The following is a 20,088-nucleotide window of genomic DNA, read 5'->3' as shown; positions in this document are numbered from 1 at the left end:
TCCCGTCGCACGCGGCGGGACGGGCGGATCACCGTCCACTGGTCCGCAGGGGCGGCACCCTTCTCCGGGGGTGCCGCCCCTGCGGCGTTTCCGGGGCCGGACGCGGACCGGGCCGAGGTCCGGCGGCCCCGTACGGGCCGCCCTACCGTTCCGTCAGGTGCCCCAGGACGGTGCGGAGCGCCGTCTGCACGGCCGCGGAAAGAGTCGCGCGGTCGGTGTCGGAGGGGGCGTCCGCGGTGTCGAAGCCGTGGTGGCCGTCGGGTACGTCGATCACCTCCAGTGCGGCGCCGTGTGCCTCGGCCGCGGTCAGGAACTCCGTGACCGTGGCGGCGATCTCGGGTAGTTCGCGGCCGGCCCGGACCACGACGAGCGGCAGGTCGCCCGCGCCGCGGACCGCCGCCGCCGGGCGGAACCGGTCGCCGTCCAGCCCCCAGTTGGGCAGCGGCGCGAGGATCGGGTAGCTGGCGGCGATGCAGCGCAGCCACGGCGGCGGGGCGCTCAGCCAGTCGGCGGCGAGGAGTCCGCCGCCGGAGAAGAACAACAGCGCGATCCGGTCGGCGTCCACCCGCGGGTCTTCGCGGACCCGCGCCACCGCCGCGGCGACGTCCACCGCGGCGCGCGGGTAGCGGTCGATGTCGTACAGCCCGTGGTCGAAGGTGACGCCGATCGCGCCCTGGGACGCGGCGAGGCGGGCGTATCCGGTGAGCGTCGGCCAGGTGCGGGGTGTCGGCCGGATGCCCTCGGGGACCGGCCCGCCGTGGACGACGATCACCGCCGGATGCGGGCCGTCGCCCCCGGGGAGGTACAGATCGAAGGTCTCGTTCCGCTCGTGCGGCACCTCGGGTACGTCGACGACGAACGGCCGCAGATGCGGCGGTGGTTGGCTGCCCGCCGGGGTGAGGCGGTGGCCCTCGCCGGCCGCCGCGCGCAGCAGGGCGTCGGCGAGTTCGTCCGGGCAGGAGAGCATCGGCCAGTGCCCGGTGGGCAGTTCGAGGAAGCGCACGCCGGGTGCGGTGAGTGGCTGGAACGCCGGGTCGCCGAGGCTGACCCGCATCTGGACGAGGTCGATGCTCGCGCCGTTGGCGGTGCAGAGGATGCCGGTGGTCGGGAGGTCGGCGGCGGCGCCGGTCAGGTGGAGCGGCTGGAGGAGGGTGCCGAGCGGTTGTGGGACGGCGTCCCGGACCAGTCGCTCCAGGGCCGCGTCGGTCAGGCCCTCGGTGCTGCCCCAGCGGCGCCAGGCGGCCGCCGAGTCCGGGGGCGGGAGCGGCCCGCCGTCGGGCCCGGCGGACTCCGCCCGTGCCGCCAGCTCCTCCCGTACGCCCTGGTCGGGGAGGGTGGCCCAGGCCGGTTGGCCGTGCCGGGCCGGGGCGGTGTCCAGGGCGACGATCCGCGTCACGCGGTCCGGCCGCCGGGCGGCGGCGCCCAGCACCGGGTGCAGGCCGTAACCGTGGCCGACGAGGACGATGTCCCGGGTGGCGGGCCCGGCCGCGTCGCCGGGGCGGCCGACGGCGTCGACGGCCCGCACCACCGCATCGACATGCGCCTCCAGGTCCGGCGCGCGCCCGCCGCCGCGCGCCCCCTCGGGACCGACGAGCGTCACGGCGCCAGCCCCCGCGCCCGCCGCCCGTAGCCGCTCGGCCGTCTCCTCCCACACCCACCCGCCGGTGAAGGCGCCGGGCACCAGGAGGAAATGGGGCCTGGTCTGCCCGTCGTGGGTGCTGTTCCGTTCCGCGTCATTCATCGTTCGCTCCTCGTCTCGTCCGTGATCGGCAGGGCTCCACCGGGTGCGGAGGGGGCGCCCGGCGCACTGCGGCGCGCCCCCCGAAGCCGGGCGGGCGACCGGACGGACCGTCCCCCGATCGGCCCGTCCGTCCGAGCCCGCCGGTACGGTAGGAACTCCCCCTGAGGGAGGTTCAAGTGACGGCGTCCGACGGGCTGTGGAGCATCGGTGAGCTGGCCGAACGCGGCGGTGTCACCGTCAAGACCGTGCGGTTCTACTCGGACCGGGGGCTGCTCCCGGAACGGTCGCGCAGCGCGGGCGGGCACCGGCGGTACGGCCCCGACGCCCTGGACCGGCTGCGGCTGATCCGCTCCCTGCGGGCCCTGGACCTGCCCGTCCCCCAGGTGCGGCGGATCGTCGACGACGAGGCGGGCGCGGGCGGCGCGCTGGAGGACGCGGTCGCCGGGCAGTTGCGGCAGCTGGGCGACCGGATGGCGGCGTTGCGCTGGCGGGAGGCCGGGCTGCGGCTCGTCCAGGAGTGTCCGCCCCAGGAGCGCGCCGACCGGCTGCGGCTCATCGGGGCGGTGGCGGCGCCGCCCAGCACCGCTCCGCTCGCCCGGTTCTGGCGGGCGTGGCTGCCGCCGCGGATGCCGGCCCGCGCGGTCGCCGCCTTCCTGGAGCAGGCGGTGCCCGCGCCACCGGACGACCCGACGCCCGCGCAGGTCCTCGCCTTCGCCCGGCTGCACGCCCTGGTGACCCGCCCGTGCGACGGCTCCGCCCGCCCGCAGCCCGCCGCGCACCGCTCCGGGCCCGGCTTCCGCCCGGAGGTCCTCTACGACGGGCTCGGCGAGGCGTACGAGCTGGCGGCGGCGCCGCTGCGGCGGGCGCGGGCGCCGCACCCCGGGGAGGCGCTGGACTGCTTCGTCGCCGCGTACGCCGCCTCCTGCGGCGGCGCCCGGGACACCCCGGAATTCCGCCGTCAGCTCGCCGGGGGCCTCGCCGCGGACCCGCGCCTCGACCCGTACTGGGCGCTCGCCGCGGAGGTCCTGGGACCGCGCGACGGCCGCCCCGTGCCGACCCCGGGCGCCGCGCACGACTGGCTGCTGGCGGCCCTGACGGACGAGGTCGCGGGCCGCGCCGCCTGAGTGCCGGAGCGGTCGCGTCCTCCCCAACGACCTGCATTGTTGGGCCACATGGTGTCGTACCCCTCTGGCAGGATGCCGGTATGTCGAACACCCAGACGATGACGTACGTGCGGGTCGGAGCGGTCCTGGAAGAGGCCGGTGTGGTGGCGCCGGAGAAGGTCCGGGAGGTGCTGGCGGAGTACGCGGAGTGGGCGCACGATCCGCTGCGCCCGTACGAGGTCGCCCGCGCGCTGGAGTCCTTCGGGATAGCGCTGTCGATCCACGCCGACGACATCGATTATCTGGAGCCCGGCTACGCCTCCTTGCTGGAGCGCGCCGCGGAGCTGACCGGCGGTGCCGTCACCGTCGGCAAGGTCCGCCTCGTGGAGGGTGACCGCTCGCCGGACGGCGCCTCCCGGGACGACACCCTGGAGTTCGAACGCAACGGCATCGCGGTCGCCGTCCCCGCCGAACACTTCTCGGACGAGTACTACGACCATCTGGCCGCCGCGGAGGCGATCGACGCGCTGAACCCCGGCGGCGACGACGCCCGGACCTTCCGTTACGTCGATTTCCCGCGCGAGAAGCACGGCGTCTACGACACGATCATCGCCCTTGTCACGCCGGAGCAGGCGACGGCGCTGGAGAAGGGGTTGGGGTTGGCGTTGCGGTGAGGGCGGGCGGTCGTGGGCGGGCGCAGCGTCAGCGGTTGACGGCTTGGGCTTCTTGGACGCCGAGAGTGATGTCCGAGCCGAAGGTGCCGTCGGGAAGCGTTCCGCCCGCGCCGCCCGAGCCCTTCCAGGAGACCCGCCAGGTGAGGGTTGCCTTGAGGCGGTAGGGGCCGGTGCGGGCGGTGGAGCGGAGGTAGGTCACCCCGCAGGGCGGGGGATTGAGGCCCGAGCCTTTGATGTAGGGGTGTCCGATCCGGCCGTCGTTCATCGGGCAGATACCTGAGCTGGGGAAGAGGTCGGCGTCCTTCGTGCCCGGGTCGAGGTGGAGGCCGACGGGTGTGGCCGTGGTGGTCGCCCACAATCCTGTACCAGGCAGGCTGGCGGTGACACTCACCGGTTTGAACGTGGCACTGTCCAGCCATATCCAGGTCGGGAGATTGACGGTCTGCTTGCCGTCCGGGTTGAGGGAGACGGTGGTTTCCGGAATCCGTACGGAGCTGTAGGCGTAGCCTGCGAGGATTTTCGGGGAGATGGTCTCGGGGTAGGGCGGGGGGCTGCCGTTGGGGACCCAGTGGATTATTGCTCGGCAGCCGCGCTCGTGGGCAGGCTTCCCCTTCTCCACATTGGGGTTCAGAACGCCCCGGTACCACATCCCCTTCCCCTGCTGGGAGATGTTGTAGTCGCCGTACTCGCTGAGCACCTGTCCGGACAGGCCGTGCTGGCCCTTCTTCTTGTACTCGTCCTCGAAGAGCTTGTAGTCCCACAAGTTGTAGGTATTGGCGAGGGCGACGCCCCCGGTCTTCTTGAGATTCTGCACGCTCGCCTTGAACTGCTTCGGGGTGGCGATGGGCTCGTACCAGCACGGGGACGGCGTCCAGTCGGGGTTCGCCGGAGTGAGGTGGCCGGTACCTGGTGAGCCCCCAGAGACGATGATCTTCACCCGCGTCTGGGACGCCTCGGCGCTGAGCTGGGACGCGTGTGCCTTGCCGCGTGTTGTGCCACCGTGCTCGACCCCGGCGTGGGCCGCGGACTGCCAGGCGGAGAGAAACACTGCCGCGCTCAAGGTGGATATCGCCCGTACCCTGCGCCTCATGTTGTGCATTTTCCCCTCTCGCTGCTCAGAGAATGGGTCTTCCAGACCCCGTTCGTACCCTTTTTCATGCCGGTTACGTAGAGTACGCGATCTTTCTCGGAAGGGGTGGTGGTGAGGACCTTTCCGGTTTTTGTTTCTTTCGAGAAGGCTTTGGATTCATCCGTGCAGTAAATGAGGGTCGCGTAGTCCTCGGTGAGGAATCTGACCTGTGGGTCATAGTAGCGAAGAACGCCGGTCAGTGTGTGATTCTCCTTCTTGAATCGAGTTACCCATTCACGAGCGGACTGTAGCGCCGGCCCATCGTTGTAGAACGCGATCTCGGGAGCTTCGGGATTCGATTTGAAGATGGCCGAGTTGGTGGCGATCATCTGCAGTTTTCCGTCCAGGAGAACGGAATTTGTTTTCTGATCTTTGGAGGCCCATTCCTCGAACTGCTCCTTGAAATTCTTGTCAGTCTTCAAGGGGGGACGCCCCTGTGTGTCCATACCCTCGGAAGGCTCCCCCGCGGAGGGCGGAGCCGGATTCTTCGTTGTGCTGCCTGCTCCCGTAATCTTTTCTGGGTCCTTGTGATCTTGAGTGCCGCCTCCGCATCCGGACAGGAGCAGGGAGGCGCCGGCGGCGAGGGTGGTGGCCAGCATCAGAGGGCGTCGGGACACGAGCAACTCCACTGGTATGGGCTCTGGTTGGCGCGATGACGGTAGTGATCCGCGTGTCGGTCCGTCAGGGCTTCGGGCGGTGTTGTTCTGCTGCTGTTATCTCCCTCGGTACCCCTGCCGCTGTTCTGAATCACTAATTCCGGTGAAGAGGCGTTCCTTCCGATGCTTCTGGCCAAGAGGGATGTCTTGTACGGGTGTTGGTGGTGTGTTCTGTGATGCTCGAGGGGATTTCTCCACGCTTTTCGGGTGGCTGGGTGCGCAGTATGTGATCTTGATGCTGCTGCGTGCGGCCGAACGTCGTGCCGTGCGCGGTGGATGGCTGGCTGGAGTCGGTCGCAAAAACCGACACCTGGGCAGGTTTGTATCGGAGAGCTGTAGGCGAATCCTCATGCGCCGGGCTTTCGCCGGACAGGTTTTCCTCAAGTGGGGGAGGGAACGCAGGTGTGGAGCAGTTGATTCCGGCCGGAGTTACAGGGAAGTTGTTATCCCTTGAGGGGCCGGTGAGCGGCTGATACGGTTTCCCGGCTTGATGGTTGACCGTTTGTCGCAGTGGAATTCCGACCCGTTCCGAGGGGCTGCGCAGCGGCACTCGGGAGACATCCGGGGGGATCTCTTGAAGACTCAGCAGCGTGCACCGACAGGACCTCAAGGCACCGGCCCGGGCGGTGCTTCGGCAGGTGAGCGGCTGCCGGTCACGCCTCGGGAGCGGAAGCCGGCCCTCGCCGCGCTGGCCGTGCTGCTGATACTGGCCGGGGCGCTCGGGTCGACACTTCTCGTGCTGCGGGCCGGGGAACGCGTCGAGGCCATCAAGGTGACGCAGCGCGTTCCGGCCGGTGAGCCGGTCCCGGAGTCGGCCATCGCCTCCGTCATGGTGGCGAAGGACTCCGATGTGCCTTACGTCGAGTGGTCCCAGCGGGGCCTGCTGGGCAAATACCGTGCGGCGACCGATCTCGTCGAGGACTCCGTGCTGGTGGGGCCCATGCTCACCGAACGGCAGGGCCCGAAGGCGCATCAGGTCGTCGTGGGGCTGTCGTTGAAGAGCGGGCAGTACCCGGACGGGCTGCGGGCCGGGGACACGGTCGCGGCCTACCGCGCCGGGACGGACGGAGCGCGGTCCTCCGCCGGTGGAGCGGACGACGGCGCCGCTGCGGAGGCCGGCGATCCCCTCCTCGTCGACCGTGCCAAGGTGCAGCGCACTGGTGGCGGGGACGAGAGCGACGGTGTCGGCGGGGGCGATCTGCCGGTTTCCCTGGTGGTCGAGCAGACCTCTGCGCCGCGGCTGACGCAGGCCGCCGCGGCCGGTGAGGTCACGCTCGTACTCGTGCCCGCGCACGGCGGCTGACCGGGGCGCGGGATGACGCTCATCGCCCTCGCCGCCGACAAGGGGGCCCCCGGAGTCACGACCACGGCCCTCGCGCTGTCCGCCGTCTGGCCGCGCCGCGCGCTGCTGGCGGAGGTCGATCCGGCCGGCGGCGACCTGGTGTACCGCAATGCCGCCGCCCATGGCGGCGCGCTGGATCCGAACCTCGGGCTGTTGTCGCTGGCGGCCACCGCGCGGCGTGGTCTCGTCGCCGAGCAGGTGTGGGACCACGTTCAGCCGATGTCCGGCGGGCTCGACGTCCTCGTGGGGCTCGGGACGTCCGAACAGGCCGCCGGGGTGTCGGGGTTGTGGTCCACCCTGGGGCGGGCGTTCGTGGAGCTGGGGGAGTCGCCGCGGGGTGCGGCGGATGTCATCGCCGACTGCGGGCGGCTCGGGACGGACTCCCCGGCGGCGGAGCTGCTGGCGGACGCGTCCGTACTGCTGCTGGTGGCGGGGCCGGAGCCGGAGCAGCTCGCGCGGGTCCGCGACCGTGCCGCGGCGCTGTCGGCGCGGGCGCCCGGCGGGTCACGGGCCGCCCCCGGTGTGCCGTCGGTCGGGGTCCTGCTGGTCGCCGAGGCGTCCCGGGCGGCGCGGCTGGCCGCCGAGGTCGACGCGATGCTGCACCGCGCAGGTGCGGGGGCCCAGGTCGTCGGCACCATCGCCCGGGACCCGGTCGGGGCCGCCCGGCTGGCGGGACGCAGAGGGGGACGGGTGGACAGGACGTTACTCATCAGGTCGGCGCGTCAGGTCGTACAGGACCTCTACCGGCGGTACGGCGCGGCCTGGCTGCGCGGGCCGGGCTCCGAGGCCGGCCGATGAACGCCGTCGACCATCAGCTGATCAAGCGGTTCCGGCAGGAGGCCGGCGACCGCATCGCCGAGCAGCGGCGCATCGACCAGGCGTCCGGGCTCGCCCCGATGACGGGCGAGGACGAGCGGCAGTACGCACGGTCCGTCATCGCCCAGATCCTGGAGGCGTACGCGCGGACGGAGATCGGTCTGGGGCGGACGCCGCCGGACGCGGAGACCGAGGAGGCGTACGCGGCCGGGGTGCACGCGGCCCTGTTCGGCGTCGGGCGCCTCCAGCCGCTGCTGGACGACCCGGAGGTCGAGAACATTGACATCAACGGCTGCGACCGGGTCTTCGTCGGATACGCCGACGGGCGCGAGGTGGTCACCGATCCGGTGGCCGAGTCGGACGAGGAACTGGTCGAGCTGATCCAGGTGCTGGGCGCCTACTCCGGGCTGTCGTCGCGCCCCTTCGACACCGCGAATCCGCAGCTCGACCTGCGGCTGCCGGACGGTTCGCGGCTGTCGGCCGTGATGGAGGTGACCCGCCGGCCCGCGCTGTCGATCCGGCGGGCCCGGCTGGGCAAGGTGTTCGTCGCGGACCTGGTGGGCAACGGCACGCTGACGCCGGAGGTCGGGGCGTTCCTGTCGGCCGCGGTGCGGGCGCGGAAGAACGTCATGATCGCGGGCGCGACCAATGCCGGGAAGACGACGCTGCTGCGGGCGCTGGCCAACGAGATCCCACCCGCGGAGCGGCTCATCACCGTGGAGCGCGCGCTGGAGCTGGGTCTTGAGCAGTTCCCCGAACTCCACCCGAATGTCGTGGCGTTCGAGGAGCGTCTGCCCAACTCCGAGGGGCAGGGCGCCATCACGATGGCGGAGCTGGTGCGGCGGTCCCTGCGGATGAATCCGTCGCGGGTCATCGTCGGCGAGGTGCTGGGCGACGAGATCGTCACGATGCTCAACGCCATGTCGCAGGGGAACGACGGATCGCTGTCGACGATCCACGCCAACGGCAGCGCCGAGGTCTTCAGCCGCATCGCGACCTACGCGCTCCAGGCGCAGGAACGGTTGCCGATCGAGGCCACACACATGCTGATCGCCGGATCCGTCAACTTCGTCGTCTTCGTCGAACGGCGCAACGCCTACGCCACCGGGGGACGCCTCACCCGTACGGTCACCTCCGTCCGGGAGGTCAACGGCATGGACGGGCGGGTGCTGTCGAGCGAGGTGTTCGCCGAAACCGCCGACGGGCGGACCGTGCCCCACGCGCCGCTGTCCTGCGCGCAGGAGCTGGCCGCCTTCGGCTACCGCACCGGCGGATCGTGGGGGTGAGTCCGGGGTGAGCGGATTCGGGGCGTCGGGCGGCTTGTTCTCGCTGCCGGTGCTCGCCGCGCTGCTGTGCGGTGCGGGTACGGGCGGCGGGCTGCTGCTCCTGGTCGTCGCCGTGCGCGGGCTGCCCGCCGGGTACGGGCGCGTGGGCGAGCGGGCGCGCGGCCTCGCCCGGTTCGCCGGCCGCCGGGGCGCGCTGGCGCTCGGCGTCGGGCTGCTGATGTTGCTGGTGACCCGGTGGATCGTGCTCGCCGTCGCCGCCGGTGTGCTCGTCCTCGTCTGGCACCGTTTCTTCGGCGGAGCGGCCGAGGAGCGGGCGGCGGTGCGGCGGGTGGAGGCGCTGGCGGCGTGGACGGAGTCGATGCGGGACACCGTCGCCGGTGCGGTCGGTCTGGAGCAGGCGATCCCCGCATCGGCGCGGGCCGCGGCGCCCGCGCTCCGCCCCCACCTGGACGCCCTGGTGGATCGGGTGCGTGCCCGTACCCCGCTGCCCGACGCGTTGCAGCAGCTCGCCGACGAGATCGACGACGCGTCCGCGGACCTGGTCATCGCGGCGCTGATCCTCAACTCCCGGCTGCGCGGGCCGGGGCTGCGCCAGGTCCTGGGTGCGCTGGCCAAGGCGGCGCGGGAGGAGGTCGGCATGCGGCAGCGGGTCATGGCCCAGCGGGCCAGCACCCGGCGGAGCGTGCAGATCGTGGTGGGCGTCTCGGTGGCGTTCGTGCTGGGCCTGTCGGTCTTCAACCGCGGTTTCGTCGCACCGTACGGAACACCGCTCGGGCAGGTCGTGCTGGCGGGGGTGTGCGGGTTGTTCGCGCTGGGCTTCGGCTGGCTGCGGAAGCTGTCGCGGGTCGAGACACCGGAGCGGTTCCTGATCCGGAACGGGACCGCGGCACCCGCCGCCCGCCCTCGGACCCCTTGGGCGTCGCCGGGAAGCGAGGGCGGACTGCCGGGGACGGTGCCGCGATGACGGCGATGGTGCTGGTCGGCGCGGCCTTCGGGCTCGGGGTGTACCTCCTCGTCCGCGCGCTGCTGCCGTCCCGTCGGGGCGCGGTGGCGTCGGTGGCACGGGTGGATGCGCTGCGCGCCCGTGCCACCGCGCCGGGCCCGGGGCGGGCAGCCGCACCGGCGACGGGCCGGCTGGGACCGCTGCGGGCCAGGGTGGGCGCGCGGGCGGCCGCCTTCTCCCTGCGGCAGGGGTGGGAGCTGAGGTCGCTCCGGGTGGATCTGGCGGTGCTCGATCGTGCCTGGGAGCCCTTCTTGGCCACCAAGGTGCTGCTGGCAGTGTGCGGACTCCTCTTCGGGCCGCTGGTCTTCGCCGTCCTGTGGGCGGCGGGCTTCGGCAGCGGTCCGGCGGTACCGCTCTGGCTGGCCCTGCTGTTCGCCGCGCTCTTCTTCGTCCTGCCCGACCTGGAGGTACGACGGGACGCGGTCGTACGCCGCCGGGACCTGCGGCGGGTGATCGGTGCCTATCTCGATCTGGTGGCCATGAACCTCGCCGGTGGCCGCGGCCTGCCGGAGGCGCTGACGGCGGCTGCCGAGGTGGGCGACGGATGGGCGCTGCGGCGGGTCCGCGACTGTCTCGCCGATGCGCGGATCACCGGCACGAGCCAGTGGGAGGCGCTGGGGCGGCTCGGCGAGGAGCTGGGTGTCGATGAACTACGCGATCTCGCCGCCTCGTTGGGCCTGGTTGCCGACGACGGGGCGAAGGTCCGCGAATCCCTTGCCTCACGGGCGGAGACCATGCGGCAGCGTGAATTGGCGGAGATCGAGGGGGGAGCGGGCGAGAAGTCGCAGTCGATGCTCGTCGCCCAACTCCTGCTCTGTGCGGCGTTCCTGGTCTTCCTCGTCTTCCCGGCAGCGATCCGCGTGTTCCAGATGTGACCGAGTCCACCATCAGCTTCAAGGGGGAATTTCCGCGATGAGTACGCTCCGCTTCCGTCACCCGGCCGTCGACTTCCTGGTCGTCCTGCTCCAGGCGCGGCTGGCACGTGCGCGCTCCGGTGAGGCGGACCGCGGGGTCTCCGCGGTCGAGTGGGTGATCATCTCCGCGGTGGTCGTCGCCATCGTCGGGGTGGTCGCCTTCATCATCAACAATGCGCTCAAGAGCGGCGCGACGAAGGTCGGCGACTGCATCAAGGGCGCCACGGCGAGCAAGACCTGCTGACGCGTCGCGCGATGAACCGGACCGGGCCGGGAGAGCGACGGGACGTACGCCGCGGCGGGCGGTCGGCCGCGACGCGGCGTGACGCGGGCATGTCCGCGATCGAGTTCGTGGTGCTGACCCCGGTCCTGTTCTTCATGATCTTCGCGACGGTGCAGTTCGCCCTGTATTTCTTCGCCGACCACGTGGCCCAGGCAGCGGCCCGCGCCGGTGCGCGTGAGGCCCGTGCCGAGGCGGACGACAACCCCGGCGGCTGGCGTGGCCGGGCCACCTCCAAGGCGGACAGCTACATCGAGCAGCTGGGGCCGCGGCTGCTCGTCGCGCCCCGGGTCCGTTCCGTCCGGCCGGATCCGGACACGGTCGGCGTGGAGATCACCGCTCGGGTGCCGAACGTCTTCCCCGGCCTCCACTTCACCGTCCACGCCCGGTCGCAGGGGCCCGTCGAACGCTTCGTACCGGAAGGGGAGTGACGGACGTGCGCACAGTCCCAGGGGTGGGCGACCGGCCGGACCCGTCCGGTACGGACCGGGGCATGTCCTCCGTCGAAGTGGTGATTCTGGCACCGGTCCTCATCCTGTTCGTCCTGGTCATGGTGGCTTTCGGGCAGCTCGTCGAGGGGCGCGGCGCCGTCGACGGCGCGGCCCGCGATGCCGCCCGCGCGGGCTCGATCCAGCGGGACGCCCCCGTGGCCCTGGGGGAGGCGCGCAAGGCCGCCGAGGCCGATCTCGCGGACGTGTGCTCCGGTCCGGTCACGGTGCGCCGGACCAGCGCCGGCTTCACGCCCGGCGGGTTCTTCACCGTGGAGGTCGGCTGCGAGATCCGGGGACTGGCCGTGCTGGGCCTCGACATCCCCACCCGCCTCACCAGTCGCGCCACCTCGCCTCTCGACCCGTTCCGGCGGGCCCGGTGAGCGCGCGCCCCGGCCGCCGGGCCTCGGACGACCGCGGGTCCGGCAGCGCCGCCGTACTCCTCTTCGCGGTGCTGTTCCTGGCCCTGGCCGCCTTCGTCATCGACGGCGGGCTCTCCCTCGCCCAGCGCGAACGCGCTGCCGACATCGCCGAACAGGCCGCCCGCTACGCCGCGCAGGACCTCGATGTGGAGGCCATCCGCGAAGGCCGCGCCGACGCCCCCATCAACTACCGCAACTGCGGCAGCCGGGTGGCCGCGTACGTCCGCGAGGCCGGTCTCTCCGGCCCGGACGCCGCCGCCTCCCACTGCCGCAGCGCCGACACCGAACGGGTCGAGGTGGAGGTCCAGCTCACCTACCGCCCCGTGCTGACCGGCCTCTTCTACGACGGAGCGATCACCGTGCACGGCACCTCCACGGCCGAATCCCGCACCGGCTGAGCCACCCACCGCCCACACCGATCCACGATCCGGGAGCGAGCGTCATGGCCCGACAGACCCCGTACACCGCGCCCCCGTCCGCGCCGCCGCCGCGCGGGCCCCGCGGGGCGGGCGACGTCCTGCGGGCCCTGTTCGCGGCCCTCGCCCTGGCGGCGTTGCTGATCGCGGTGCCGCTCGCCCTCGTCCACTTCGTCGGCTGGCCGCTGCCCGACTCCCCGCCGTCCCTGGCCATGCTCCGGCAGCCGATCACCCCGGCGACCTTCGTCGATGTCCTCGCCGTCGTCGTCTGGCTCGCCTGGGCGCAGTTCACCGCCTGCGTCCTGGTGGAGGTCAAGGCGGCGGTCTCCGGCGTCGGGCTGCCCACCCGGGTGCCCGGTGCCGGGCCCAGTCAGCTCATGGCCCGTCAACTCGTCACCGCCGTCCTGCTGCTCGGCGCGTCCGCCGCGAGTCTGGCGCCGAGCCTGGCCTCCCTCGCCCCCGACGGCACCGCGCCGCACCGCGCCTCTTCGACGGCGACCGCGCCGCAGGACCCGTCGGCCCGGCGGAAACAGCCGGGGCCGGGCCCCGTGGCGGACCGGCGGGGCAGTACGGAGTCCCGCCCCGGGGACACGCGGGGCGCGACCGCCGCGGCGCCGCGCGCGGGCGCCCGGGCGACGAAGTTCTACCGCGTCCAGCCCCCCGAGGGCCGCCACCACGACTCCCTCTGGGAGATCGCCCAACGCCATCTCGGCGACGGCCGCCGCTACCAGGAGATCTACGAGCTGAACAAGGACCGCCCCCAGCCGGACGGCTCCCGTCTCTCCCTCGCCAGCCTGATCCGGCCCGGCTGGATCGTGGAGATGCCCGCCGACGCGCACGGCGGCGACGTCGTGGAGCTGCCCGGCGAGGCGCCCGGCACCGGCCCCGGCGTCCGGAAGCAGATCGCCGCGTACGCGGAGACGGGCTCCGGCCACCCCGCCGCGGACCACGGCCCCGGTGCCCGGAACGAGGACCCCGCACCGCCCGCGGACCACACCACCGAGCCCGCGCCACCGCCCCCGGCCGCCGACGGCCACCCGGCCGAGGTCCACGACGCCCCGGCCACCGGCCTGCCCGAAGCGCTGCTCGCCGCCCCGCTGCTGGCCGCCGGTCTCCTCGCCGCGCTGGGCCGCCGGCGCCGCGCCGCACTGTGGGACGCGGCGGCCCGCGCCGTACGCCCGGTCCGCCACCGGATGCCCGTCCCCGACGGACCCGCCACCGACGTCCACGACGCCCTCCTGGCGGGCGCCGACCCCGAGGCCGTACGCGATCTCGACCAGGCCCTGCGCGGCCTGACCCGCACGCTGACCGCGGCCGGCCGCACCCTGCCCGCCGTCTACGCCGCCTGGCTCACCCCGGACGCACTCCACCTCCAACTGGCCGACGAGGCCGGCCCGCCGCCGGAGCCCTGGGAGCGCGGTCAGGACCAGATGTTCTGGCGTCTGGAACGCGCCGCCGTGTCCCGGCTGCCCCAGGACGAGGAGACCGCGGCCCCCTACCCCGGTCTGGTGAGCCTCGGCACCCTGGACGGCGCCCGCCTGCTGCTCAACCTCGAAGCCGTCCCCGGGCTCGTCACGCTGACGGGCGCCCCCGCGGCGCGGACCGCCGTCCTCTCCTCCCTCGCCGCCGAACTCGCGACCAACGGCTGGTCCGACCGGATGACCGTCACCCTCGTCGGCTTCGGCGCCGATCTCCCCGCGCTCGCCCCCACCCGGCTGCGGCACCTGCCGGACACGGCAGCGCTGCTGGAATCCCTGGAGGCCGAGACCGCGCACCGCCGCCGTGCCCTGGCCGCCGCCGGACACGACTCGGTCCTCACCGGGCGTACCGGCCGGGCCCGGCACGCCCAATCGGCGCCGCACCTCGTACTCCTCGCCGCCGAACCCGCACCCGAGGAGGCCCAGCGGCTGGCCGCCCTCGCCGCCGACTCCGGCCGCCTCGGTATCGGCTACCTCCTGGCCACCGCCACGACGGACGTGCCCGGCGCCAGCTGGCAACTGGAGATCACCCCCGAGGGCCGGCTGATCGCTCCGCTCCTCGGCCTGGACCTGGCCGCGCAGCAGCTTCCGGCCGCGCAACACGCCGCCGTGGTCGCGCTCTTCGCCTCCGCCACCCCCACCGACGACGGCCCCGGCCCCACGGCCCCGGCCCTCGCCGTCGACCTCACCGGCCCCACCCCGCCCGCCGTCTACGCCCGCATCATCGGCCCGTACAAGATCACCGGCCTCGACGCCCCGGAAGCCGAACGGGCCGCCTTGCTGCGCGAGGCGCTCGCCCTGCTCCTGCTGCACCGCGAGGGCGTCCACCCCCGCGTCCTGGCCGCGGCCCTGTGGCCCCGGGGCGTCACCATCGACGTCCACGACGCCCTGGTCACCCGCCTGCGGGTCTGGCTCGGCAACGACCCCGACGGCGGCCCGCGCCTCACCACCGATGCCACGGGACGGCTGGTCCTGGCGCCTTCCGTCGTCTCCGACTGGGACGTCCTGCAGAACCTGCACCACCAGGCCACCACGGGGCCCGGCGCCCACGACCCCGCGGTACGGGAGCGGTTCCTCACCGACGCCCTGGCCCTCGCCCGCGGCCCGCTGCTGGCCGACCGCCCCGAAGGCCGCTACGCCTGGCTCGCCCACGAGATCGCCGAGGCCCAACTGCGGTTCCTGCTCATCGAGTCGGCCCTCGACCTCGCTGCCCACCACCGTGCGCAGGACCGTCCGCAGTCCGCCGCCACGGCCATCGAAGCGGCACTCGCCGCCGCACCCGGCGATGAACGCCTCTGGCACGAGCTCCTCCGTACCGCCCACGCCACGGGCGACACCGCCCGCCTCGAAGCCGTCGTCCGCCGCCTGCTCGACCACCACGCCCCGCCCCGCGCTCTGCCGCCCCAGACACGGGCCCTGCTCGACGAACTCGCGCCGGCCTGGCATGCGCGCACGGCGAACTGACATGCAGGTGAGGGAAGTTCGGCAATCGTCCCTAACTCGCCCCGATCACGCCGACCAGCGCACCCACCAGCATGAAGGGGCCGAACGCCAGCGCCGTCCGCCGGTGCGCACGCCGCGCCGCCATCAACGCCAGCCCGAAGACCGCACCGGCTCCGAAGGCGGCGAGCGTTCCCAGAAAGAGGGCGGGCCAGCCGTACCACCCCAGGAGCGCACCCACGGAGAGCGCCAGCTTCACGTCGCCGAGCCCCATGCCTGCCGGATTGACGAGGAAGAGCACGCCGTAGAGGGCGGCGAGCGCCAGGCTTGCCGCCACCGCGGTCACCCAACTCCCGCCGTGTCCGGGCAGCAGCGCCGCTGCCCCCAGGAGCGCGACGGTCGCGCCGGCCAGCGGCAGCGTCACCACGTCCGGCAGCCGGTGCACGGCCCCGTCCACCGCCGACAGCAGCACCGCGAACGGCGTGACGAGCAGCAGCACCACCAGTTCCGGACGGGCACCCACCACGGCGGCGAGCACCCCGCACACCAGCGCCGAGACGACCGGCGCCACGGACCGTCCCGGCCCGTACCGGCATCCGCCCTCGCCCTCCGGAAGCCCGTCCGTCGGACACCGGGCGACCCCGACCCAGCCGCCCCACGGCCCCGCGATCGCGTGCCCTCGAGGGCACCGCGTACGCCAGGGCTCCGCCGGTACGACGGCGAACCGGTAGGCGGCACGCGGTACGAGCGCTCCGGCCGCACCGCCGAACACGGCACCGAGAAAGGTCAGCGTCAGGTCCACGTCGGCACGGTAGTGGAGGGGGTGGGCCGTTGGCGGGGAAAGTCGGGGATGGCCTGCTCATTCCGTCCAGGCGAACAATGTTCCGCTTTTGCGCGGCTACTTCGTGTAACAGCAAAGAAGTCTGTAACCCGCGGTGCGCGCCGCATTGTCCGGGGGGGAACACAACAGTCAACTCTGTGGCACCGGAGGAGTGGTGTGTCCCTGCCTCGCGCAGGGGTAGACCCCCTATCGTGCCGGAGACCGTCACTCATGGCCGGGAATCTTGTCGGGAGTCGGAAGTTGTGATGACCGCACGTGAAGGAATCGGGTGCGACACCAGTCCGGCGGCGGGCTGGAATATGGGGCCGGAATCAACTCCTGTGGTGCGCGGGGTGATGTGCACCGGAGTGCGCCGCCTGGCGGTGGCGCTGTCCGTTCTCGTCGTGGTGAGCGGCTGCTCCACCGCGAATGATGCGAAGGAGGGCGCCACGAAGAGGAAGAAGGGCCCGACCCCCGCGCAGGTGATTGCGGCGGCGCGGCCGGATACCGTCAGCGCCCTCAAGGCGGTAATGCCAGGCGTCGAAGTCGATGAATCACAGGACGGGGACACCAGCTGCGGCGGTTCCGATCTCCTGGACAGCAAGAACGCAAGCAAGATCCACTCCACGGTCTTCTACGAGGTCGTCGGGGGTGCTTCCGATCGCCGCACACCCGGTGAGCTGGTGGAACAGGCGATTCACCACTTCAAGGAGATGGGCTGGGAGATCACCTCCCGGAAACGGGGGTTCAGTGACCTCACCACCACCGTCGCCAAGAAAGGAGTTGCCGGTTCCGCTCACATCAGTGCGAAACGCTTCACTCTCCGATCCGGCAAGGATGTGCCGATCCTCAGCGTCATGGTGATGACCGACTGTCTGTGGAACCCCAACTGGCAGAAGTGAGTCCGGGGGAGAGGGATCAACGGCCTATTTCCCCTTCTCCTTCCCCTTCCGCTTCCCGGCCTCGGTGTTCAGGTTGTCGGCCATGGCCGACAGCTTCCGCTTGTGCACCGACAGCTGCCCGCGAACCTTCGTGGCGTAGGGGCCTTCCCACCGGGCAGCACCTTTGCCGCTCCTTCCGGTCGCGACATCCTGTACGTCATCCAGCAGATGTCGCACGTCCGTTGCCAGGGAACGGATCTTCTCCGCCTCACTCGCCATTCCGAACTCCCTCTTCTGCCAATCTGGTTCAGAGGCCCTGACTGTAACGGGGCCCTACCGCTACGGTACTTGGCCATGGGGATGGTTCTGGCGGATCCTGACATGCTCGAACGGCTGGCCAAGGCGATGGACCGGAGGGCCCGAGAGATACCCCATCTCAGAAGCCGGGCACATGCATTGGGTGTGGCGAGTGAGGTATCCGGCCTGTCCGCGCTGGCGACCTGGCTCGGTGACACGGCCAAGAGCTTACGGAGCCGGGCCAAGATTCTCCGCTCGCCGTCCGAATCTCCTTTCGACGCACTGGCGTTATTCGGACTGCCGGATGGCCTGGCGCGGCAGCACAAAGGAGAGAAGTACGCCCCTGGGCTGCGGAAAGTCCTCAGTGACCACAAGGACGGGACGCCGAAGGAACGCGCCGCCGCGATCAAGCAGTATTTCGACGGGCTCTCCCCGGACGCGCAGGCGGCCCTCGCCGTATCCCACCCCCATCTGGTCGGAAACCTCGATGGTGTCCCGACCCGGGTGCGGTACGCGGCGAACCGCATATTCATCCAGGAGCAGTACAACAAGGAGTCGGCATACCTGGAGGGCCTCAAGGAGGACGACCCCCGGTTCATGCGCACCAAGGCCCGGGTGAAGACGCTCCGGAGTTTCCTGGCCTCCCGTACGCAGACGACGATCGATCCGGACACCGGGAAGAAGGTCAACGTCGATGTCCCGAGGCAGTTCCTCGTCTTCGACCCGTCGTACGGCTCGGTGTCGGACCCGAAGGCATCCCAGCAGCCCGACGGCCGGGTCGCCGAAGTCGTGGGCGATCTGGAGAACGCCAAGCACGTGGCGTTCCGTGTCCCGGGCATCCTCAACCGCCTCGACAACTTCAACGAATTCAGCGAAGGCGGCTACAACCTCGCCCAGAAGGGCGATGACGAGAAGGAAGATCCCGATACTGCGGTGGTCAACTGGCTCGGCTATGACACTCCGGAGATCGGGGATTCACTCGATCCGGAGAAGGCCGAAGTGGGTGGGGCGCAGCTCAACGACTTCCGGCACGGAATTTCCGTGGATCTGCGTAAGGATGCCGACGTCAACGTCTTCGCCCACAGCTACGGTTCGCTGGTCACCTCGAAGGCGACTCAGAACGGCATGAAAGACGTCGACAGTATCGTCTTCATGGGAAGCCCCGGCCTCGGCCCGAACATCAACTCCGTCGCCGACTTCCACATGCCCAAGACGAAGTTTTACGCGATGCGGGCTCGCCAGGACTGGGTCTCCTGCACTCAGGGGCACGGTAAGGATCCTGCGGACTTCAAGGACATCACCCGGCTGGATACAACGGGTGCCTCGGGTCACGGTGAGTACTACAACCAGCGCACCCAATCGATCGCCAACCTCCAGCGCATCCTCTTCGGCGATCCCAAGGAACTCACCTTCACCCACACCACCCTCGACGACGAGCATCTCGGTGCGCTGGAGGTGCGTAAACTCATCGGCTTCATCCGCGCCAGGGTGCCCCCCGATGTCGCCATCAAGATGGGCAAGGACATCGATCCGATCATGCAAAGCCATCTCAACGGCCGTCTCACCAAACTGGGTATGGTGCGCCCGCTTCTCGTGGTACTGAACAAATGGCACATGCTGGACCACGTGACGCCGGCGGCGCTGAAGAACGAGGTGGCTGGGCTGGCCGGGGACGTCGCGGGCAAGAAGACCTACCGGGCGGTTAAGGGAAAAGGTGCGCCCGACTGGGTCGCCAGAGCGGCGGCCAAAGGCGCACGGGTCAGCGCCACGGGAATTACCGAGGGCGCGGCTTCACCGGTGTCCAAGGGGCTGGAGCTGGGACGCTTGTGGAACAACGTCCGCCACCCCCGCTCCGGAGGCTCGTTGAAGGATGACGGGGTGCGGATCCTCAAATCCGCGGGTGACCTCCTCAATCCGCTGGAATAGTCAGTGTCCAACGAAGAAGTCCGATGTGGTCACCGGAGAGGTGGAAAATGACCGCAGCAGAGGGCAACAGCACGCCGGCCGGAAGTCCCGTGCCCGATCTTTCCGGAGAAGTACGGGCGATATTTCTTTCTCTCTTCCCTGGCGGCACGGTCGTGGAAATTCCTTCCGAGGTGTCCGAAGAAGCCGTGGCCCTGACGGTGTACGACGAGAAGGACCGCAGAACGGCTGCGGAGATCACCGATGCGCTCGTCCGTGAACTGGGGGAACGGGAATGGGAGGCGGCGGCTGACCCGTCCGGCGCCGGACTTTACGCGGCGCACCGGGGCATCGGCGGCGGGGTCTTCGTGGTCGAGGTACCCACGGTCTCCTTCCACGGCATTCCGGGCCGGTACGAAGATGACGATGTTCCGGACCGAGGTCGCGGTGCTGATGTTCCGGGCCGTGAACAGAACCCCGGCATTCCGGGCCAGCGATAGGATCGCGGCCGTATTTTCCCGGAGCGGCGCCGAGGGCGCCCGTAAGGCTGACGTGCGAGGTGGGACAGGTGTCCGTCAACGAAGTCCAGAAAACGATCTCCGGTGAGATCCGGGCCGCCGTGCGTGCCGCGACGGCCAAGGCGGTCCACCCGGCGGACGAATTCGGCGAGCCGGTGGCCTCCGGTGCCACCACGTCCTTCGATGTCCGTGTGGCCGGTTGGGACCCGCGCGAGACCCAGAGCAACGACGCCCTGCTCCGGAAGGCCACCGCCCATCTCGAACGGAACGGCTGGGCCGTCTACCCGGAGGCGACGGACAGCTCCGACCGGTCCGCCCGCATCGTCAAACCGGGCCTCGCCGAGGGGCGCCTGTTCGCCTCCAATCAGAGTCTCACCTTCACCGGCCGGGGCGAGACTCTGGTCGGCTGACAGTTCCACACCGGCGATCGCGGAACGGCCGACCGGTCCCGCGAAAGCGTGAGTTGGGCGCATGGACGTGGG

21 protein-coding genes are annotated in these 20,088 nt (G+C 71.3%); 16 read left to right on the top strand and 5 right to left on the bottom strand.

What is annotated here, in order from left to right:
* Positions 1–142 precede the first annotated feature (142 nt).
* Positions 143–1,741, bottom strand: a complete 1,599-nt coding sequence (locus ACZ4U4_RS21515; RefSeq protein WP_467876672.1) for an alpha/beta hydrolase — start codon at positions 1,739–1,741, stop codon at positions 143–145.
* Between the two features lie 176 nt (positions 1,742–1,917).
* On the opposite strand from ACZ4U4_RS21515, the gene ACZ4U4_RS21510 reads away from it, so the two are divergent.
* Entirely contained in the window at positions 1,918–2,865 is a 948-nt protein-coding gene (locus tag ACZ4U4_RS21510; RefSeq protein WP_467876669.1) for a helix-turn-helix domain-containing protein, read from the top strand.
* An 80-nt stretch (positions 2,866–2,945) separates the two neighbouring features.
* Positions 2,946–3,518 (top strand): hypothetical protein, encoded by a 573-nt coding sequence (locus tag ACZ4U4_RS21505; protein WP_467876666.1) that lies wholly within the window; start codon positions 2,946–2,948, stop codon positions 3,516–3,518.
* A gap of 28 nt (positions 3,519–3,546) precedes the next feature.
* On the opposite strand, the gene ACZ4U4_RS21500 is transcribed toward ACZ4U4_RS21505, so the two are convergent.
* Together ACZ4U4_RS21500 and ACZ4U4_RS21495 are read right to left on the bottom strand one after the other, a co-directional pair.
* Entirely contained in the window at positions 3,547–4,608 is a 1,062-nt protein-coding gene (locus ACZ4U4_RS21500; RefSeq protein WP_467876663.1) for a hypothetical protein, read from the bottom strand.
* Positions 4,605–5,264: a hypothetical protein gene (locus tag ACZ4U4_RS21495; protein ID WP_467876660.1), complete on the bottom strand. Its 660-nt coding sequence runs from the start codon at positions 5,262–5,264 to the stop codon at positions 4,605–4,607. The genes ACZ4U4_RS21500 and ACZ4U4_RS21495 overlap by 4 nt, the downstream gene beginning before the upstream one ends.
* 613 nt (positions 5,265–5,877) lie before the next feature.
* Between ACZ4U4_RS21495 and ACZ4U4_RS21490 the strand changes: the two genes are divergently transcribed.
* From ACZ4U4_RS21490 to ACZ4U4_RS21445, 10 genes are all read left to right on the top strand, one after another.
* A complete protein-coding gene (locus tag ACZ4U4_RS21490) occupies positions 5,878–6,606 on the top strand; it encodes a hypothetical protein (RefSeq protein WP_467876657.1) in 729 nt (242 codons plus the stop codon).
* Between the two features lie 12 nt (positions 6,607–6,618).
* Positions 6,619–7,443, top strand: coding sequence for a hypothetical protein (locus ACZ4U4_RS21485; protein ID WP_467876655.1), 825 nt, complete (start codon positions 6,619–6,621; stop codon positions 7,441–7,443).
* A complete protein-coding gene (locus tag ACZ4U4_RS21480) occupies positions 7,440–8,747 on the top strand; it encodes a CpaF family protein (RefSeq protein ID WP_467876652.1) in 1,308 nt (435 codons plus the stop codon). Before ACZ4U4_RS21485 ends, ACZ4U4_RS21480 begins: the two co-directional genes overlap by 4 nt.
* Before the next feature lie 7 nt (positions 8,748–8,754).
* A complete protein-coding gene (locus ACZ4U4_RS21475; protein ID WP_467876650.1) occupies positions 8,755–9,711 on the top strand; it encodes a type II secretion system F family protein in 957 nt (318 codons plus the stop codon).
* On the top strand, positions 9,708–10,625 hold the full coding sequence (locus tag ACZ4U4_RS21470; protein WP_467876647.1) for a type II secretion system F family protein: 918 nt from the start codon (positions 9,708–9,710) through the stop codon (positions 10,623–10,625). The genes ACZ4U4_RS21475 and ACZ4U4_RS21470 overlap by 4 nt, the downstream gene beginning before the upstream one ends.
* 37 nt (positions 10,626–10,662) lie before the next feature.
* Complete coding sequence (locus ACZ4U4_RS21465) at positions 10,663–10,908, top strand: hypothetical protein (RefSeq protein ID WP_467876644.1); 246 nt, start codon at positions 10,663–10,665, stop codon at positions 10,906–10,908.
* 89 nt (positions 10,909–10,997) lie between these two features.
* Positions 10,998–11,375, top strand: coding sequence for a TadE family protein (locus tag ACZ4U4_RS21460; protein ID WP_467876642.1), 378 nt, complete (start codon positions 10,998–11,000; stop codon positions 11,373–11,375).
* Between the two features lie 62 nt (positions 11,376–11,437).
* Complete coding sequence (locus ACZ4U4_RS21455; RefSeq protein ID WP_467876640.1) at positions 11,438–11,815, top strand: TadE/TadG family type IV pilus assembly protein; 378 nt, start codon at positions 11,438–11,440, stop codon at positions 11,813–11,815.
* Positions 11,812–12,252: a pilus assembly protein TadG-related protein gene (locus tag ACZ4U4_RS21450; RefSeq protein ID WP_467876637.1), complete on the top strand. Its 441-nt coding sequence runs from the start codon at positions 11,812–11,814 to the stop codon at positions 12,250–12,252. Before ACZ4U4_RS21455 ends, ACZ4U4_RS21450 begins: the two co-directional genes overlap by 4 nt.
* A 44-nt stretch (positions 12,253–12,296) precedes the next feature.
* Positions 12,297–15,212 carry a BTAD domain-containing putative transcriptional regulator gene (locus tag ACZ4U4_RS21445; protein ID WP_467876634.1) on the top strand — a complete coding sequence of 972 codons (2,916 nt, stop codon included), beginning with the start codon at positions 12,297–12,299 and terminating at the stop codon, positions 15,210–15,212.
* A 31-nt stretch (positions 15,213–15,243) separates the two neighbouring features.
* Here the strand turns inward: ACZ4U4_RS21445 and ACZ4U4_RS21440 are convergent, their stop codons facing one another.
* On the bottom strand, positions 15,244–15,759 hold the full coding sequence (locus ACZ4U4_RS21440; protein WP_467876631.1) for a prepilin peptidase: 516 nt from the start codon (positions 15,757–15,759) through the stop codon (positions 15,244–15,246).
* A 515-nt stretch (positions 15,760–16,274) separates the two neighbouring features.
* On the opposite strand from ACZ4U4_RS21440, the gene ACZ4U4_RS21435 reads away from it, so the two are divergent.
* A complete protein-coding gene (locus ACZ4U4_RS21435) occupies positions 16,275–16,910 on the top strand; it encodes a hypothetical protein (RefSeq protein ID WP_467876628.1) in 636 nt (211 codons plus the stop codon).
* A 24-nt stretch (positions 16,911–16,934) separates the two neighbouring features.
* Here ACZ4U4_RS21435 and ACZ4U4_RS21430 read toward each other — a convergent pair whose 3' ends face one another.
* Positions 16,935–17,168: a hypothetical protein gene (locus ACZ4U4_RS21430; RefSeq protein ID WP_467876624.1), complete on the bottom strand. Its 234-nt coding sequence runs from the start codon at positions 17,166–17,168 to the stop codon at positions 16,935–16,937.
* A 75-nt stretch (positions 17,169–17,243) separates the two neighbouring features.
* On the opposite strand from ACZ4U4_RS21430, the gene ACZ4U4_RS21425 reads away from it, so the two are divergent.
* From ACZ4U4_RS21425 to ACZ4U4_RS21415, 3 genes are all read left to right on the top strand, one after another.
* Positions 17,244–19,112, top strand: a complete 1,869-nt coding sequence (locus ACZ4U4_RS21425) for an alpha/beta hydrolase (protein ID WP_467876620.1) — start codon at positions 17,244–17,246, stop codon at positions 19,110–19,112.
* Between the two features lie 47 nt (positions 19,113–19,159).
* Positions 19,160–19,588: a hypothetical protein gene (locus ACZ4U4_RS21420; protein ID WP_467876616.1), complete on the top strand. Its 429-nt coding sequence runs from the start codon at positions 19,160–19,162 to the stop codon at positions 19,586–19,588.
* A 68-nt stretch (positions 19,589–19,656) separates the two neighbouring features.
* Positions 19,657–20,016 (top strand): hypothetical protein, encoded by a 360-nt coding sequence (locus tag ACZ4U4_RS21415; RefSeq protein ID WP_467876613.1) that lies wholly within the window; start codon positions 19,657–19,659, stop codon positions 20,014–20,016.
* The last annotated feature ends 72 nt before the right edge of the window (positions 20,017–20,088 follow it).

It is taken from the genome of Streptomyces sp. NPDC029159 (assembly GCF_055564055.1).
This window is presented reverse-complemented; position numbering and strand designations above follow the sequence as displayed.